The following is an 18299-nucleotide window of genomic DNA, read 5'->3' as shown; positions in this document are numbered from 1 at the left end:
GCGGCAAACTGCGCCGCGGCCGCATCCCATCTTATGCTTGTCGGGGCCGGGCAGTCGCCTCCGCTTTTCTATGAATACCAAAAATGGAAAGATGAAAGTTTGCCGAATAAAAAGAAGTTAATTAATACAATTAAAAATGATGCTAAATTCCAGAGTGCTAAAGATTTTCCATATAAGCCCTTTCCGACTTTCATATAGAGATAAATACTATATAAAGCCAGGACAATGAATGAACCGATTACCTTGGAGTCATACCAGACCATATGCGGCAGCTTAATGTATGCCCACTGGATGCCTAAAATTAAACTTATCATCAGCATAGGTACACCGATTACATTTAATACATAGGACATATGTTCAAGCTTTGACAAATCCGTTATCCGGAGCAGCCTCGTTCCCCACTTTTTCCTTTTCAGCAAATCATATTGAATAAGATACAGCAATGAAAAAACGAAGGAGAGCGAGAACGCTCCATATGAAAGTATCGCAACTGTTATATGAATCAGCAGCAGTTCCGATATTAGCTGCTGCGCTTTGACAGCCGAATCAATTTGCACAGGTGCGAATGTATGGATCGCCATTATGATAAAGCCAAGAACATTTGTAAAAAAAACGATAAAATCAACTCTGAGCAGCCTGTTAATTCCCAAGGAAAGAGTGATAAGCACCCAGGCATAAAAATACAGGCCTTCAAAAATGGTCAATACGGGAAATCTTCCTGTATTAATCATATAAAGTATTAGGAACACCGTTTGAAGCACCCATACAAATGCAAGTAACCAGAAGGCAACTCTATTCGCCTTCCGGTTATGATGAAGAAAATCAATAAAATATAATAAGACACATAAGGCATACAGAACCACCGTGAATTCATGCAGCCGTGTCATATAGATGTCAAACATGGACAGAACCCCTTTTATGATTGAAAGGAAGCCTGCTGTGATTGAGCGAATGCGTGCTTTGGTTTGGCTGCTGCGTGCACGTTCTGCTGATCTGAAACAAGTTCTTCTATATTAAAGATTTTTACAAATAAATCTAATGCCTGTTCGGAATCTTTCTGTCCAGCCATTTCTTTAGCTTGTAAAATAGGATCTTTTAATAGCTGATTGATAATGCTCTTTGTATGCTTGTTCAGCACTTTTTTATCACGATCACTCAAATGCGGCAGCTTTCTTTCAATGCTTGTCATGGTTTCACTCTGTATAGCCAGTGCTTTCTCACGCAAGGCGGAAATGACCGGAACAACACCAAGCAGGTTCAGCCATTGTTTGAATTCAACAATCTCTCCTTCAATCATCAGCTGAATCTTTTCGGCTGCCTTTTTACGCTCCTGAAGGTTCGCTTCAACAATACCTTCAAGATCATCAATATCATATAGGAAAACACTGTCCAGGTCTGCCAGTTTCGGATCCAGGTCTCTTGGAACAGCAATGTCAACCATAAATAGAGGCTTGCCTTTGCGCATTCTTTCTGCGTAAGCCATCATATCCTTTGTGACAACAAATTCTTTGGCCCCTGTAGAACTGATTAAAATATCAGCTTCAACAAGAGCACATTGAAGCTCATGCAGCGTTTTTGCCTGGCCCGCATAACGGCTGGCAAGGTTCTGCGCTTTTTCAAATGTACGGTTAATAACCGTTACTTCGCTGGCTCCGTTGGCATGAAGATTTTGGATTGCCAGCTCACCCATTTTCCCGGCTCCTAATATTAGAACATGTTTATTTTCAAGTGATCCAAAAATCTTCTTAGCCAGTTCCACAGCTGCATAGCTGACCGAGACTGCATTTGCCCCTATTTCCGTTTCGGAGTGTGCACGCTTAGCAAGCGTTACTGCCTGCTTAAACAAGTGGTTAAAGACGGTACCGGTTGAATTTTCCGATTGAGCTCCCAGAAAACTAGACCTTACCTGTCCTAAAATCTGTGTCTCCCCAAGGATCATGGAGTTTAGGCCGCAAGCTACTTTGAATAGATGCTCTATGGCCCCATCCCCTTCATAAATGAATAGGAATGGAGAAAATTCATTCTGATCCATATTGAAATGTTCTGCCAAAAATTCCTTTATATAATAGCGGCCAGTATGAAGCTGGTCCACAACTGCATAAATTTCGGTCCGATTGCAAGTAGACAGAATGACATTCTCTAAAATGCTTTTTTTGTCATTTAAAGTCTTCATTGCCTCGCCCAATTGTGAAGGATTAAAGGTTAAACGTTCACGGATTTCAACAGGGGCAGTTTTATAGTTAAGACCGACGACTAAGATATGCATTGAAATTGACACCCCCAGCATTATTGCCTAGTTCATTAATATTAATTATATCATTTCTGTTTTTTCAATTAATGCTTAAATGTGAACAGATAATGAACACATATGATACTATATTTTAAACAGGAGCCTTGTATAAGGCACTCTTAAAATAGACAAATACTCCCTTATGTACAGTAACAAAAAAACTTGCCGGATTCAAGTGAACCTTATTGGAAGTGGTGTTTTTCATGAAAAATCAGCGTATTTTCCCCGGAATTATTTTACTCGGATTTGGAGCCTACTTTTTTCTCCAGCAGAGCGGATTTACTGCCTTACAGTCTTTTTATTCCTGGCCGACTCTTCTCATTATCGTCGGAGCAGCCTTTTTAGTTCAGGGATATGGCGCAAGAGATTATGACTCCATATTGCCAGGGGTCATTTTAACCGGATTTGGCCTGCATTTTCATGTGGTGAACCGCCTCGAAATTTGGCCGGACCACATTGGTACATTCATTCTTATAATTGCTCTCGGCTTCCTCCTTCGGCATCAGAAAACAGGTGCAGGATTATTCCAGGGCATCTTATTCTTAATTCTTGCCGCATTGCTCCTGTTTTATGACAAAGTAGCTGAGTGGATGGGACTTCTTGAAAATGGCGTCTCGGATGTTTGGCAGTTTTGGCCAATCCTATTAATGTTAATTGGATTATACTTTTTATTATCAAAGAAAAAATAAAAGACAGGGATATTTAGCTTTTCCCTGTCTTTTACCATTCAAACTGTTTAGAGAACCGAATCCAAGAAATTTTTGGTTCTCTGTTCTTTTGGATTATTAAACAAGTCCTCCGGGTGTCCCACTTCTACAATTCTTCCGTCATGCATATAAACAGCCCAGTCTGCCACTTCTCTTGCAAAGCCCATTTCATGCGTAACGACAACCATTGTCATGCCTTCGAGGGCCAGTTCCTTCATTGTGGAAAGCACTTCTCCCACCAGCTCCGGATCCAGTGCCGATGTCGGCTCATCAAAAAGCATGATATCGGGTTTCATAGCCAGTGCCCTTGCAATGGCGACACGCTGCTTTTGTCCGCCTGAAAGTTTTGATGGGTATACATTCTCCTTGTCAGAAAGCCCAACTTTTTTTAATAGTTCCTGGGCATCTTTTCTCACTTGGTCCTTAGGTAGCTTCTTCACATGCAAAGGTGCTTCCATCACATTTTCGAGAACAGTCATATGAGGAAATAAATGAAAATGCTGAAAGACCATTCCTACTTTTTCTCTTACTTTATTTAGGTCATGTGTTTCTTTCTCAACCTTTTCACCCTCAAAAATGATATTGCCGCTGTCCTTTAATTCAAGAAAGTTCAAGCAGCGGAGCAGTGTGCTTTTTCCGGACCCGCTGGCACCAATCAGGCAAACAACATCGCTTTCCTTCACTGTTATGTCAATGTCTTTCAGGACATGGAGATCCCCGAATGATTTGTTTAATTTTTCTACCTTGATCATGTACGATTCACTCATTCCTCATTCCTCCTCAATCACTGCTTGCCATTCTTTTCTCAATCACATTTACAAGGATGGAGAAAATAAGTACAAGTACTAAATAGTAAACAGCTACGATCAGCAAATAGCTCATGTAGTCATATTCATTGGAACCATATGTTGTAGCCACGTTAAAGAGCTCGTACATGCCGATGAAGGAAGCAAGTGAGGAATCCTTCAATGCAATGATAAACTGATTCCCAAGAGGCGGCATAGCACGGCGGAATGCCTGAGGAAGGATGATCCTTCTCATCGCAAGGCCGGCAGTCATACCCAGTGAACGTCCTGCTTCCATTTGTCCTTTATCAATGGATTGAATGGAACCCCTGAAAATTTCGGCTATATAAGCACCATTGTGAAATGCAAGTCCAAGCACAACCGACCAAAACTGTGAAATATCCAGCGCTGTCAATCCGAAATAGAAAATGAATATCTGGACAACAAGAGGGGTTCCCCTCACAAGAAAAATATAGATGTCTGCAATCCATTCCAGAACTTTTACTCTTGATATCTTTAAAAATGCAAAAAACAACCCGATAAAAATAGCAATAAACACCGATACAATGGTTAATTGAAAGGTTAAGAGCATTCCCTTTAAAAATACGGGATATGTATCGATAAACTTTGTAAATAAATCCACAAAAATCCCCCTCAGATGGCAATTTCATTTTGTGTAAAAAAACAAAACAGGCGAATGTCTAATACACATCCGCCCGCAATGTTATTCCTTCTCAGGATCAACTGTTATATCTTCACCGATATATTTTTTGCTGATTTCTGTGAGTGTTCCATTCTCGCGAAGTGTTTCAAGAGCTTCATTCACTTTTTCGAGCAGCTCTTTATTATCCTTTGCAACTGCAATTGCCTGCTCACTGCGGCCAAGCAGTTCTTTGCCTTCAATTTTCATTCCGGCGCCAATTGCTTCTTTGCCTGTAACAAAATCAGTGATAACAGCATCATGTTTTCCCTTGCTTAATGCTTCCAGAGCGACCACATCACTGTCATAAAACTGAATGTTATCTGTCACTTCCTCTGCATTTGAAGTGTATGTAGATCCTTTTGATACTGCAATCTCCTTGCCTTCGAGATCAGACAGAGTCTCAATCGCGCTATCCGGACGAACATATATTTGCGGGCCTGAATAGTAATATGGAGTTGAAAAATTGACTGCTTTCAAACGTTCTTCGGTAATGGTGTGGCTGGCTACGGCTGCATCAAAACGGCCTGACTTAACTCCCTCCACTATACCGCCGAACTTAAATTTATTCTGAACCGGCTCAAGCCCGAGTTCTTTTGCTACAGCTTCTGCTACATCAATATCAAAGCCGCTCATGCTTCCATCATCATTTGTGTAACTAAAAGGTTTGAACTCTCCCGAAGCCGCATATGTAAATTTGTCTTCGTCTACTAGATCCATTCCGCTTTTAGACGCTTCCTCTGATCCGCATGCAGCCAGGACCAATACAAAAGCAGCTGCCATGATTCCTTTTAACCAATGTCTCACTAGTCTAAATTCCCCCTTCAGTATCTCTCTTTTTTATGTGCTCTTTAACTCTATCATTATTTATGAATATTCTCAAAATTCATATTTTGTGATAATTTATGAAATAAAAGTATATAAGCTGTTCTCATTAACTGATCATATGCAGACTCCAACATAACTCCATATTCTCCCGTATCCTTGAGATTCCTTACCTTTCGACAAAATTAATATACAGTTAATACCAAATGTGCAGTGAAATACAGGATATCTCAAATACCCATTTCCAGGACGAAAGACCTGAATGGAGAAAACAAAAAAATCCCGCTGCAAATGCTGCGGGATTTTTATTTACATATAGCTTTTTAATGCCGACCAGGCCTGGTCTTTCCCATAACCTGTTTCAGAGGAAAACATAATGATCTGATCATTCGGATCGATATCCAATGTTTCTTTCGTGATTTTCATATGTTTTTGCCACTTGGATTTCGGTATTTTATCCGCTTTTGTAGCAATTACAACACAGGGAATATCATAATGCTTTAAAAAGTTGTACATCATGACATCGTCACTTGTAGGAGGATGGCGCAAATCAACAATCAGCACAACTGCTTTTAACTGCTCTCTGTTTGTTAAGTATGTTTCTATCATCTTTCCCCAAGCTTCACGTTCCTTTTTGGATACCTTTGCATACCCATAGCCCGGAACATCGACAAAGTGAAGAATTTCGTTAATAAGATAAAAATTCAGGGTTTGTGTCTTCCCCGGCTTAGAGGATATTCTGGCAAGTCCTCTTCGATTAAGCATTTTATTAATGAAAGAAGATTTGCCGACGTTCGAACGGCCGGCCAGGGCAAATTCCGGCAAATGACTTTCAGGATATTGATCAGGCTTAACAGCACTGATGACTATTTCTGAGCTGGTTACTTTCATACTTGTGCACCGCCATTCAGGGCATGTTTCAAGACTTCGTCCACATGTGATACCAAAACGAAATCAAGTTCTTCCCTGATGCTTTCAGGGATATCTTCAATGTCTTTTTCATTATCTTTAGGGAGGATGATCTTCGTCAATCCTGCACGATGGGCGCTCAAAGATTTTTCTTTCAAGCCGCCAATAGGAAGCACACGGCCTCTTAAAGTAATTTCCCCTGTCATTCCCACTTCTTTACGGATTGGTTTTCCTGAAAGAGCAGAAACCAGGGCGGTTGTAATTGTTATTCCTGCAGATGGGCCGTCTTTCGGGACAGCACCTTCTGGAACATGGATGTGAATGTCATGCTTTTCATGAAAATTCTCATCAATGCCCAGTTCTTTTGCTTTTGAACGAACATAACTGAATGCCGCTTGAGCAGACTCTTTCATTACATCCCCCAGTTTGCCTGTAAGAACGAGCTTTCCTTTTCCGGGAGAAAGGGACACTTCAATTTGAAGGGTATCGCCGCCAACTGTTGTATAGGCAAGACCTGTCGCAACGCCAACCTGGTCTTCAAGCTCAGCCTGACCATAGCGGTATTTTGGCTTTCCAAGAAACTCTTCAGCATTTTTTGTGTTGACAATCACTTTCTTCTTTTCCCCGGATACGATAATTTTAGCCGTTTTTCTGCAGATAGTAGCCAGCTGGCGCTCCAAACCGCGGACTCCTGCCTCACGGGTATAATAGCGGACTACCTTCTGAAGTCCATCCTCACGAATCTGAAGCTGGGATTTTGATAGACCATGCTCTTTAATTTGCTTAGGCAGCAGGTGGTCTTTAGCTATGTGAATCTTCTCCTGCTCTGTATAGCCTGCAATCGTGATAACTTCCATTCTGTCCAGCAGCGGGCCAGGGATCGTGCCAAGATTATTGGCTGTGGCTATGAACATGACCTTTGAAAGATCATAAGTTTCTTCAATGTAATGATCACTAAAATTGTGGTTCTGCTCAGGGTCTAAAACCTCCAGCATCGCTGATGAAGGGTCACCGCGGAAATCAGAGGACATTTTGTCGATTTCATCAAGCAGGAATACAGGGTTAATCGTCCCTGCCTTTTTCATACCCTGAATGATGCGGCCAGGCATGGCACCAACATAAGTTCGTCTATGTCCGCGAATCTCAGACTCATCCCGGACTCCGCCGAGGGATACTCGGACGAAATTACGGTTTAGCGATGTTGCAATAGAACGTGCCAGACTTGTTTTACCGACACCCGGAGGCCCTGCAAGGCATAGGATTGGGCCTTTAAGAGAGTTCGTCAGCTTTTGCACTGCGAGGTATTCCAAAACCCGCTCCTTTACTTTTTCAAGGCCGTAATGGTCTTCATTCAGAATTCTCTCAGCCCTCTGAATATCCAGATCATCTTCTGTTGACTTCGACCATGGCAATGTGACAAGCCACTCAATATAATTGCGGATAACCGCGCTTTCGGCTGAACTGGATGGAACCTTTTCGTAGCGATCCAGTTCTTTTAAAGCGGTAAGCTGGACATGCTCAGGCATGCCGGCGTTTTCAATTTTTTCAGTCAGCTCAGCGATTTCTCCTGTCTTGCCTTCCTTATCCCCAAGTTCTTTTTGGATTGCTTTCATCTGTTCACGCAGATAGTATTCCTTCTGCGTGCGTTCCATTGATTTTTTCACACGCTGGCCAATCTTTTTCTCAAGGTTCAGAACTTCTTTTTCATTATGGATGATTTCAATAACCTGATTCATGCGCTCTTTAACATCAATGGTTTCAAGTATTTCCTGTTTTTCCTTCAGCTTTAAAGGCAAGTGGGAAGAAATGATATCTGCCATACGCCCCGGCTCTTCAATATCTGCTACTGAAGAGTACGTTTCCGCTGATATTTTCTTCGATACCTTTATGTATTGCTCAAAATATTCAAGCATAGTTCTCATCAATGCCTGATCTTCTACGTCCTTTGTCTCAGGATCCTCAAAAACCTTCACACTAACGGAATAATGTTCAGTTTCGTCCTGAAAATCAATGATTTCCGCTCTCTTAAGCCCTTCAACAAGAACTCGGATTGTACCGTTTGGAAGCTTGAGCATCTGCTTGACACGTGTGAGAGTGCCCATTCCATATAGATCATCTTCTGATGGTTCATCTATAGATATATCCTTTTGTGTTGTTAAGAAAATTAAATGGTCATCTACCATTGCTTTTTCCAGAGCCTGAACCGATTTCTCACGGCCTACATCCAAATGCAGAACCATGGTCGGATAAACAAGCAAGCCCCGAAGCGGCAGGAGGGGGACGATGATTTCTTTCTTTTTCGCCATTCCATTGCACCTCCAAAATGCATCTTTTTAACCCCATTATTGCTAATAATTTCTTTGTACAATTCTATCGCATTTAAATAGCAGTGTCTATTAAAGAGAAATAGCGGAAAGCCGTATTTCAATGATATTCATTTATAATTACACTTTATCCTTCTTTACGCAAATAAAACTTCGGTTTGTAGCCTAAACTGCAAACCGAAGTTTCTGACCGCGATTAGCGGAGGCGTTTATACAGCGGGCTTTCAGCAATTGCAAACCGGGCCGCACATCATATGCTTTCTTTTTTCTTTAATTCGATTGAAGCAGTTACAGCCTGCTCTTTGAGATACTCTTTTTGCAGTGCTGCCTCAAATACCTCATTCAAATGAGATACCGGGATGATCTTAATCCCTGTTATCTCCTTTAAGATGGATTGCATATTTTCTTTTGGGATGATTACTGTCTGTGCTCCTGCTTTTTTGGCTGCCTTCACTTTTGGATATACGCCTCCAATTGGCTTGACATACCCATGAATGCTGATTTCCCCGGTCATAGCAACAGTATTGTCAACTGGCCGTTTATAAATGGCAGAATAAATCCCTGTCGCCATGGCAATGCCGGCAGAAGGACCGTCAATTGGAATTCCGCCAGGGAAGTTGACATGAATATCATATTCGTCAGCCGGGACGCCCATTGACCTCAGAACTGTAATAACATTTTCAATTGAACCCCTGGCCATACTTTTTCTGCGGATTGACTTTCCTTGGCCGCCAATGCTTTCTTCTTCCACTATGCCTGTAATATTAATGCTGCCCTTCTCCTTTGCAGGAATCACAGTTACTTCAATATCAAGCAGAGCACCCGTGTTTGGTCCATATACCGCCAGCCCGTTAACAAGGCCAACAGCAGAATGGGAATTGATTTTCCTCTCCATTCTCGGTGAAAGCTGACTCGATTGGACAACCCACTCAATATCTTCATCTTTTATGTAATCACGGTCCTCAGTAATTGCTAAACCCGCAGAGATTTGAATCATATTTACAGCTTCGCGTCCATTTCTCGCATAATTAGCAAGAATGCCAAGCCCCTTTTCACTAACAGCGAGATTGACCTTTTCCGCAGCCTTTCCAGCTACAGCTATTATCTCTTCTTCAGCTAACTCCCTGAAAAATACCTCCATGCATCTGGAACGAATGGCAGGCGGAATTTCATTTGGTGTTCTGGTAGTAGCACCGATCAGGCGGAAGTCCGCAGGCAGGCCATTTTTAAAAATATCATGAATATGGGTTGGTATTTGAGTGTTTTCTTCATTATAATAAGCGCTTTCCAGAAATACTTTCCGGTCTTCAAGTACTTTCAGAAGCTTGTTCATCTGAATGGGGTGAAGCTCACCGATTTCATCAATAAAAAGCACGCCTCCATGTGCATTTGTAACAGCACCCTGTTTTGGCTGCGGAATTCCCGCCTGTCCCATTGCCCCTGCCCCCTGATAGATAGGATCATGAACAGAACCTATTAGAGGATCCGCAATACCCCTCTCATCAAATCTCGCCGTAGTGGCATCCAATTCGATAAAAACAGAAGCTGCCTTAAAGGGTGATTTTGCATTTTTCTTGGCTTCTTCCAGAACCAATCTGGCCGCAGCCGTTTTTCCCACGCCCGGAGGACCATAAATAATAACATGCTGAGGATTGGGTCCGCACAATGCTGCTTTCAGAGATTTAATTCCATCCTCCTGCCCCACAATGTCAGCAAAACTGGATGGACGAACTTTTTCTGATAACGGTTCAGTTAATGAAATGGAACGCATCTTTTTTAATACATCCATTTCCTTCCTTGATTCACGGTCGATAGAAACTTTCTGTGTCCGCTGGCTCCTAAGCAAATTCCAAAAATAAAGCCCAATGACAATTCCAAAAAACAATTGGATAAATAAAGCGATCCCCGTCCAACTCATTGTGTTCCCTCCTGCATTATTTGTTCTCGTTAATAATGCTAGTATCTCCCTGACTGAGTTGGAATAAACAAGGAATTAATTTAAAAGTAACGTAAGAAAAAGGCTCAGAAAGGCGCAAAAAAATGGCCATGCCCCGCAGGGACTGGCCATTTTTCAATTACGCTGAAGTCTTGCGCTCTTCTTCTACGACTGTACCGTCCTCCAAAACAAGCTTAGGAGAACCGTTATCGATAACCGTTTCTTTCGTAATAATGCATTTTTTAATATCTTCGCGTGAAGGAAGATCAAACATTACATCCAGCATAATGCCTTCAATAATGGAGCGCAGTCCGCGGGCACCTGTTTTTCTTTCAATTGCTTTTTTAGCAATTTCCTCAAGTGCGCCTTCTTCGAACTCAAGCTCAACATCATCAAGTTCAAGCATTTTCTGGTATTGTTTGACAAGTGCATTTTTAGGTTTAGTTAAAATCTCAATTAAGGCCGCTTCATCAAGCTGGGAAAGGCTTGCAATAACTGGAAGACGTCCAATAAATTCAGGAATTAATCCGAATTTCAGCAGGTCTTCAGGAAGCACTTTTGCAAGAAGATCCTTTGGCTCGATTTCTTTTTGATTCTGGTCGGAACCAAAGCCAATTACCTTTTGGCCTAAACGGCGTTTAATAATTTGCTCAATGCCATCGAAGGCACCGCCGCAAATAAACAGGATATTGGTCGTGTCAATCTGGATAAATTCCTGATGGGGATGCTTGCGGCCGCCTTGTGGCGGTACACTTGCAACGGTTCCTTCAAGAATTTTCAACAGCGCCTGCTGCACACCTTCACCTGATACATCACGAGTAATGGACGGATTTTCCGACTTACGTGCAACTTTATCAATCTCATCAATATAAATGATTCCTTTTTCTGCCTTTTCCACATCATAATCTGCTGCCTGAATAAGCTTTAGGAGGATATTTTCAACATCTTCCCCGACATATCCGGCTTCAGTTAATGATGTCGCATCTGCAATGGCAAATGGAACATTAAGAATACGAGCCAATGTCTGAGCCAGCAAGGTTTTACCGCTTCCAGTCGGACCAATCATGGCAATATTACTTTTAGATAGTTCAACTTCATCGATCTTGCTGTTGGAATTGATGCGCTTATAGTGATTATAAACTGCAACAGACAGCGATTTCTTCGCCTGCTCCTGGCCAATTACATATTCATCCAGAATATCGCGGATTTCAGCCGGCTTTGGCACATCTTTGAACTCCACTTCTTCTTCTGTTCCCAGTTCTTCTTCCACAATTTCAGTGCAAAGCTCAATGCATTCATCACATATATAAACTCCAGGCCCAGCAACAAGTTTGCGGACCTGATCCTGTGTCTTGCCACAGAAAGAACACTTCAATTGCCCTTTTTCGTCATTAAATTTAAACAAATCCTTCACCCCTTGAAAAAACTTCTAAACAATATATAAAGCTTGCGAAATCACATGCAATTAGTTCTTTATTCAGCCATAGAAAGGTTGGAAATTAAAGCGGACGCTGTGTCATTGCACTTGCAGACAGGCCTATTTAATCCATTCACACTTTCGTAAAAATCAAAACCTTCGGCAGTTATGTATTGCATTGTAACACATTTTTACAGTGGACAGGAAATGATAACTCTTAAAACATTTCAATTATGTATGCATGCATGTGATGGGACTTCGCAAAGATAATCCAGGCTGAATTTTATATGTACTTTCATAAGCTTAACCAAAAATGGCTAAATTAAGTCGGCCCTCTGGACCGATAATTAAATTATCTATTTATATGTATTTGTATTCCTGTCCATGTGCAATATGCCGTAAAACTTTTCACCAGGCAAAAGGTACAAGGGAGATTTTCATTATGTATGGTCTTGATGGTATAAAACAAGGCACGATAAACTCGCGCCTTGTTTACTACTACTTCTATTATGCAACAGTCTTGCTATTTTCCACAAGGAAATCTACTGCTTTTTTAATTTGAAGATCTGCTTTTAGGCCTTCAAGGCTTCCAAGAGCTTGTGTGATCTGGTCAGCAGACATGTTGTACATTTCTGTCATTTTGTTAAGTTCTTCTGAAACTTCTTCATCGCTTACTTCGATGTTTTCAGCTTTTGCAATTGCTTCAAGAGTCAGGTTAACGCGGACGCGCTTTTCAGCTTCCTCTTTCATTTGCTCGCGCAGTGCTGCTTCATCCTGTCCGGAGAACTGGAAGTATAGTTCAAGGTTCATGCCTTGCATTTGAAGACGCTGTTCGAACTCCTGCATCATGCGGTTAACTTCAGTATCAACCATTGCAGCCGGGATTTCCATTTCTGCATTAGCAGCTGCTGCTTCAACAACAGTGTCGCGGACATGGTGCTCAGCTTCATGCTTTTTGCTTTCTTCTAAGCGAGTTTTAATTTTTTCTTTTAATGCATCCAAAGTTTCCACTTCTTCGTCTGCATCTTTAGCAAACTCATCATTCAGCTCAGGAAGCTGTTTTGTTTTGATTTCATGTACAGTTACTTTAAAAGTTGCAGGCTTGCCAGCTAGCTCAGCTGCATGGTATTCCTCTGGGAAAGAAACTTCAACATCCTTAGATTCTCCGGCAGCAGTACCAATCAGCTGCTCTTCAAATCCAGGGATGAATTGTCCTGAACCAAGTTCTAAAGAGTAGTTCTCAGCTTTTCCGCCTTCGAAAGCTTCACCATCAACGAATCCTTCAAAGTCCATAACAACTGTATCGCCGTTCTCTGCTTTGCCTTCTTCTTTAACAGCCAGCTCAGCTTGTCTTTCCTGAAGGGAAGTTAACTCATTGTTAACATCTTCTTCTGTAACGTTTGTGTCAAGCTGCTTCACTTCAAGACCTTTGTATTCGCCAAGCTTTACTTCAGGCTTAACAGTTACTGTAGCTTTGAAGATAAGGCTTTTTCCTTTTTCGATTTGCTCAACATCGATTTCAGGGCGATCAACAGGCTCAATTCCAGTTTCATCAATTGCATTAGCATATGCTTCCGGAAGAAGATAATCCACTGCATCCTGGTATAAAGATTCAACTCCGAAACGCTTTTCAAACATTCCGCGAGGCATTTTACCTTTACGGAATCCAGGTACATTTACCTGCTTAACTACTTTTTTGAATGCAGCGTCCAAACCTTCGGTTACTTTCTCTGCATCTACTTCAATTGTAAGAACCCCGCGGTTCCCTTCTAACTTTTCAAATTTAGCAGACATACAATCATTTCCCTCCAAAAATCTATTATCATTTCATTCATGACAGAATGTTATGAATATCTCTTGTTTTTTCAAGGCATATCCATTTAATTAAAATGTATATATACACATAATACAACCATTATATTATAACACACACTCCCTGTCTTTCAACAATGAAGGCTAAATATTGGGATAAGAAATTTCTTCTATCTTTCTGCTAAAGGCAAGAGCCTCTTCTATTTCCTCTTCAGGAGCATCATAAATATCACCAAGCTTGCTTAACGAACTGTTTAATCCATGATACTCATTTGAGAGCATATGGTATGCCGCAGCCCAGGACGCAGCATTCTCCGGCGGAGCTTCATGCGGATAAAGCAGGAAGAAGTGCCTTTCTGCAATGCTCTTTGTATTTTCAAATAGTACCGGGTCTTCCTGCTCGAGCTGATTCTCCAGTTTATTGACTATTTTTAATAGCATCGGCTGCTGATGAACAGGTGGCAGTTCAGCAGGATTTACCCGAAGGCTTTTATCAAACTTCCGAATCGTTACATATTTTTCATACCCATGCTCAGAAAGTACATTCAACAGCATCGTTTTAAAAAAAGGATTTCCATCCTTCGCTTCCAAATAGACTTTAATATCTTCCAGATAAGGCCTGATGTTATGTTCTGCCAGCTGTGCAGCAATCTGCATTTGTTCATGCTGATCCTTAAAGGAAAACAGATTGAGTTTCCTGCTGTTAAATTCCTCCAGATCGGGTGCTTCAATCTCAGTTTCAGAAGGGGAAGCAGCCATCTTTCTGCTGAACTCAAGCATTCTGCTAAAATGCTCAAATTTCTCCTTCGGGATCTCCCTTTCTTCAAGCAAAACCTCGATCGTTGCATTAATCTCACTGTATTGATGCAGCTGCACCAGGATCATTAAATAAAGATCCATTACTTGTATGTAATCCCCTATGCCTGTCTGGAGCATTTTATTAGCCAGTTCTTTTGCCTTTTCCAAAGCTCCGGCTTCATAATATGCCAAAACGAGCCCAATATGAACATCCGTATTCTCAGGCTCCATATCCAACGCTTCTTCAAAGAACCGGATTGATTCTTTATACCTTTTCTGCTGAAAGGACTCAAGCCCCTTTTCCAGCAGTCGTTTCTCAAGGCCGGGAAATAGAATGATTTTATTTTTTTGTTTTTTCTGTTCCCGCTTTCCCATGCTAAAACCGCCTCAACTATATTTTTGAAGTTAGTGTAGCATGAAATAGCGCAAAAACAAAAAGATTCATGGTTTCATGCCATGAATCTTTCATAAATGCCTACTGTACCGCAAACCGTTTTTCTTCGAAACTTGAAATGCTGCTTTCCAATTGAAGAGTAATCTCTATTTCATCCCAGCCGTTTATCAGCATTTTTTTCCAGTATTCATTAATTGTGAATGATGCTGAAAAATTATATTCATCTTCAACAATTCCATTCTGCAAATCAACCTTCAAATCATACGGCTGGCTTTGAGCTCGTTCGAGCAAATATTCGACTGTTTCTGCCGGCAGAGTGATTGGCAGAAGTCCATTTTTCAAGCAATTTTGATGGAAGATATCCGCAAACGAAGGTGCAATAATTACTTTGAATCCATAATCTCCCAAAGCCCATGGCGCATGCTCACGGGAAGATCCGCAGCCGAAATTTTCATTTGCAATGAGGATGGAAGCACCCTGATTTTCCGTCTTATTCAGCTCAAACTCCGGGTTAGGCAGCCCTTCTTTCGTAAATCTCCAGTCATAAAAAAGATATTGTCCAAATCCTGTTTTCTCAATTCTTTTTAGAAATTGCTTGGGGATAATCTGATCAGTATCCACATTGGCCCTATCCATTGCAGCTGCTTTTCCCTGAAGTGTTTTGAATCCGCTCATTTAGTTCTCCTCCTTCTTAATGGACAGTCTCTGCACTTAGCAAAGCACTTACGTCCACAAAATGTCCGTATATAGCTGCCGCGGCCGCCATTAAAGGGCTGACAAGGTGTGTTCTGGCCCCTGATCCCTGGCGTCCTTCAAAATTACGGTTTGATGTCGACGCACAATGCTCGCCGTTTGGCACAATATCATTATTCATGCTCAAACACATGCTGCAGCCTGATTCCCTCCATTCAAATCCTGCCTGCTTAAAGATAAGGTCCAGTCCATCTGCTTCTGCCTGCTTCTTGACCTGCTGTGAACCTGGTACAACAAGTGCACGGACATGGGGATGAACCTTCTTCCCTCTAATGATTTCAGCTGCCAGTTTCAGGTCTTCCAGCCGGGAATTCGTGCAGGACCCGATAAAAACATGCTGAATTTGAATGTCTTCAATTTTTTGGCCTTCCTGCAGTCCCATATATTCTAGTGCTCTTGATAGTGATTTTTGTTCAAGCTCGTTTTTGCATTCCTCAAGTTTTGGAATTTGTTCATTCACCTTGGAAGTCATTGATGGATTTGTGCCCCAGCTGACCATGGGTGCAATATCTGCGGCATCAATTTGAATGGTTTTATCGTATTGTGCATTAGAATCAGATACAAGCTCATTCCAATTCTCGACTGCATCCTGAAATCCTGCTCCTTTTGGCGCATACTTTCGTCCTTGAAGATACGCAAACGTTGTTTCATCAGGACTAACAAGCCCCGCTTTTGCCCCTCCTTCAATGGACATATTGCAAATTGTCATTCTTTCTTCCATTGACATCTTTGCAATCGTCTCCCCGCAATATTCAATAATATGGCCTGTACCAAAACCAATTCCATTTTTGGCAATAATATAAAGGATGACATCTTTAGCAGTGACACCTTTTTTAAGCTCGCCGTTTATCTCCAGTTTTAATGTTTTAGGCTTGCTCTGCCATAAAGTCTGGGTAGCCAGGACATGCTCAACTTCACTTGTGCCGATGCCAAAGGCTATTGATCCAAAAGCTCCATGGGTGGATGTATGGCTGTCCCCGCAAACAATCGTCATGCCTGGCTGAGTAAGCCCCAGCTCCGGCCCGATCACATGAACTATACCCTGTTCAGGACTGTCCAGCCCTGCAAGAGGGATGCCGAATTCCAGACAGTTTTTTTCCAAAGTGGTCATCTGGTTTAATGCAACAGAATCTTTGATGACTTTTCGGTTATCAGTAGGAACATTGTGGTCAACTGTAGCAAACGTTTTATCAGGCCTTCTCACTTTCCTGCTTTTCATTCTTAGACCGGAAAATGCCTGAGGGGATGTAACTTCATGCACTAAGTGGAGGTCTATGTACATCAAATCCGGCTTTCCTTCTTCCCTGTGGACTACATGCTTTTCCCAAATCTTATCTATTATTGATTTTCCCATTCTGCTCCACTCCTTTTTAAAAGAAACACGGCCGATGATGGCCGTGTCTCAAGTTTAAAATCAGCTGAACCAGTGTCCAGCAGCCATCTCTCAGCTCTTATGCATAAGCCCCCATGATATTAAGAATAGCCTCGTTATCCAAAAGGGTAGCCTTCACTTCTTCAATCATTTCAGAAGTAGTGACAACCTTTTTTCCAAATGAAACAATATCTCTCGTACGATAGCCGGCTTCAAGCACTTGATTAACTGCATTTTCAACCGCTTCAGCTTCCTCTTCCATTCCGAAGGATAAACGGAGCATCATGGCTGCCGATAAAATCATGGCAATTGGATTAGCTGCATTCTTCCCTTGGATATCCGGTGCTGAACCATGAATTGGTTCGTATAAGTAAGGTCCGTTTTCCGAAATGCTGGCCGAAGGAAGCATCCCTAGAGAACCGGTCAATACAGAGGCTTCATCGCTCAGAATATCACCGAACATATTCTCTGTTACGACAACATCAAATCTTTTCGGGTTTTTAATCATTTGCATAGCGGCATTATCAACAAGCATATGTTCAAGAACCACATTCGGATATTGCTTTGCAATGTCCTCTGCAACTTCTCTCCACATTCGGCTGGATTCCAGGACATTGGCCTTGTCAACAGAAGTCACCTTGCCACGCCGCTTTCCTGCAAGTTCGAACGCCAGCTTAATGACACGGCGCATTTCTTCTTTTTGATAAAACAAAGTGTCCACGACAGCATCTTTTCCGTTTTGCTGTGTCCTTTCGCTTGGCTTTCCAAAATAAAGTCCGCCGGTTAATTCTCTGACCATCAGCATATCCACGCCTTCAATTACTTCATTTTTTAATGGAGACGTATCGGAAAGGCTTGAATAATATTGAGTTGGCCGCAAATTGGCATATAGATTTAATTCCTTGCGGATTCTTAAGAGACCCTTTTCCGGACGAAGGTGGGGAGGCTGCCGGTCCCATTTAGGCCCGCCAACCGCTCCCAGCATGACCGCATCGCTTTCTTTGCAAAGCTCAAGCGTTTCATTAGGCAGCGGTGTTCCGGCTGCATCTATAGCAGAACCGCCGATTTTGCCATATGAAAATTGGAATTGATGTCCAAACCGTTCACCAACAGCCTGCAGGACTTCAATTGCACCCTTCACCACTTCTTTGCCGATCCCATCTCCTGGAAGTACTGCGATACGTTTTTTCATTTTTATCCCTCCGTCTGATTTATTGTTTTATAGATTATTTCTTATTTTATTTCTGCCGCGCATTTGCTTTTCGGGGGAAGGAACA

The 18299-nt window shown here is 41.8% G+C and carries 15 protein-coding genes; 1 reads left to right on the top strand and 14 read right to left on the bottom strand.

What is annotated here, in order from left to right; genetic code table 11:
• Positions 1-68: 68 nt before the first annotated feature.
• Positions 69-902, bottom strand: coding sequence for a cytochrome c biogenesis protein (locus BK139_RS05295; RefSeq protein ID WP_076257332.1), 834 nt, complete (start codon positions 900-902; stop codon positions 69-71).
• A 14-nt stretch (positions 903-916) separates the two neighbouring features.
• On the bottom strand, positions 917-2266 hold the full coding sequence (gene hemA, locus BK139_RS05290; protein WP_076257331.1) for a glutamyl-tRNA reductase: 1350 nt from the start codon (positions 2264-2266) through the stop codon (positions 917-919).
• A 227-nt stretch (positions 2267-2493) separates the two neighbouring features.
• Between hemA and BK139_RS05285 the strand changes: the two genes are divergently transcribed.
• Entirely contained in the window at positions 2494-2979 is a 486-nt protein-coding gene (locus tag BK139_RS05285; protein ID WP_076257330.1) for a LiaI-LiaF-like domain-containing protein, read from the top strand.
• A gap of 47 nt (positions 2980-3026) precedes the next feature.
• Here the strand turns inward: BK139_RS05285 and BK139_RS05280 are convergent, their stop codons facing one another.
• From BK139_RS05280 to leuB, 12 genes are all read right to left on the bottom strand, one after another.
• Positions 3027-3764, bottom strand: coding sequence for an amino acid ABC transporter ATP-binding protein (locus BK139_RS05280; RefSeq protein ID WP_076257329.1), 738 nt, complete (start codon positions 3762-3764; stop codon positions 3027-3029).
• A 13-nt stretch (positions 3765-3777) separates the two neighbouring features.
• Positions 3778-4425 carry an amino acid ABC transporter permease gene (locus tag BK139_RS05275; protein WP_076257328.1) on the bottom strand — a complete coding sequence of 216 codons (648 nt, stop codon included), beginning with the start codon at positions 4423-4425 and terminating at the stop codon, positions 3778-3780.
• Positions 4426-4506: 81 nt separating this feature from the next.
• Positions 4507-5289 (bottom strand): transporter substrate-binding domain-containing protein, encoded by a 783-nt coding sequence (locus BK139_RS05270; RefSeq protein ID WP_076257327.1) that lies wholly within the window; start codon positions 5287-5289, stop codon positions 4507-4509.
• A 327-nt stretch (positions 5290-5616) separates the two neighbouring features.
• Entirely contained in the window at positions 5617-6198 is a 582-nt protein-coding gene (yihA, locus tag BK139_RS05265) for a ribosome biogenesis GTP-binding protein YihA/YsxC (RefSeq protein ID WP_076257326.1), read from the bottom strand.
• Positions 6195-8522, bottom strand: coding sequence for an endopeptidase La (gene lon / locus BK139_RS05260; protein WP_076257325.1), 2328 nt, complete (start codon positions 8520-8522; stop codon positions 6195-6197). Before lon ends, yihA begins: the two co-directional genes overlap by 4 nt.
• Before the next feature lie 268 nt (positions 8523-8790).
• Entirely contained in the window at positions 8791-10458 is a 1668-nt protein-coding gene (gene lonB / locus BK139_RS05255) for an ATP-dependent protease LonB (RefSeq protein WP_076257324.1), read from the bottom strand.
• A gap of 157 nt (positions 10459-10615) precedes the next feature.
• The gene (gene clpX / locus BK139_RS05250; protein WP_076257323.1) at positions 10616-11881 is read right to left on the bottom strand and encodes an ATP-dependent protease ATP-binding subunit ClpX; all 1266 of its coding nucleotides are present in this window, start codon (positions 11879-11881) and stop codon (positions 10616-10618) included.
• A 519-nt stretch (positions 11882-12400) separates the two neighbouring features.
• Entirely contained in the window at positions 12401-13687 is a 1287-nt protein-coding gene (tig, locus tag BK139_RS05245; protein WP_076257322.1) for a trigger factor, read from the bottom strand.
• A gap of 162 nt (positions 13688-13849) precedes the next feature.
• Positions 13850-14878, bottom strand: a complete 1029-nt coding sequence (locus BK139_RS05240; RefSeq protein ID WP_076257321.1) for a tetratricopeptide repeat protein — start codon at positions 14876-14878, stop codon at positions 13850-13852.
• 100 nt (positions 14879-14978) lie between these two features.
• Entirely contained in the window at positions 14979-15572 is a 594-nt protein-coding gene (gene leuD / locus BK139_RS05235; RefSeq protein WP_076257320.1) for a 3-isopropylmalate dehydratase small subunit, read from the bottom strand.
• Between the two features lie 16 nt (positions 15573-15588).
• Positions 15589-17004: a 3-isopropylmalate dehydratase large subunit gene (gene leuC, locus BK139_RS05230; RefSeq protein ID WP_076257319.1), complete on the bottom strand. Its 1416-nt coding sequence runs from the start codon at positions 17002-17004 to the stop codon at positions 15589-15591.
• Between the two features lie 97 nt (positions 17005-17101).
• Positions 17102-18214 (bottom strand): 3-isopropylmalate dehydrogenase, encoded by a 1113-nt coding sequence (leuB, locus tag BK139_RS05225; protein ID WP_076257318.1) that lies wholly within the window; start codon positions 18212-18214, stop codon positions 17102-17104.
• Positions 18215-18299 lie beyond the last annotated feature (85 nt).

It is taken from the genome of Paenibacillus sp. FSL R5-0490, assembly GCF_001956215.1.
Classification (GTDB): domain Bacteria; phylum Bacillota; class Bacilli; order Bacillales; family Cytobacillaceae; genus Cytobacillus.
The sequence above is the reverse complement of the archived record's forward strand: the minus strand, read 5'-3'. Positions and strand labels throughout refer to the sequence as shown.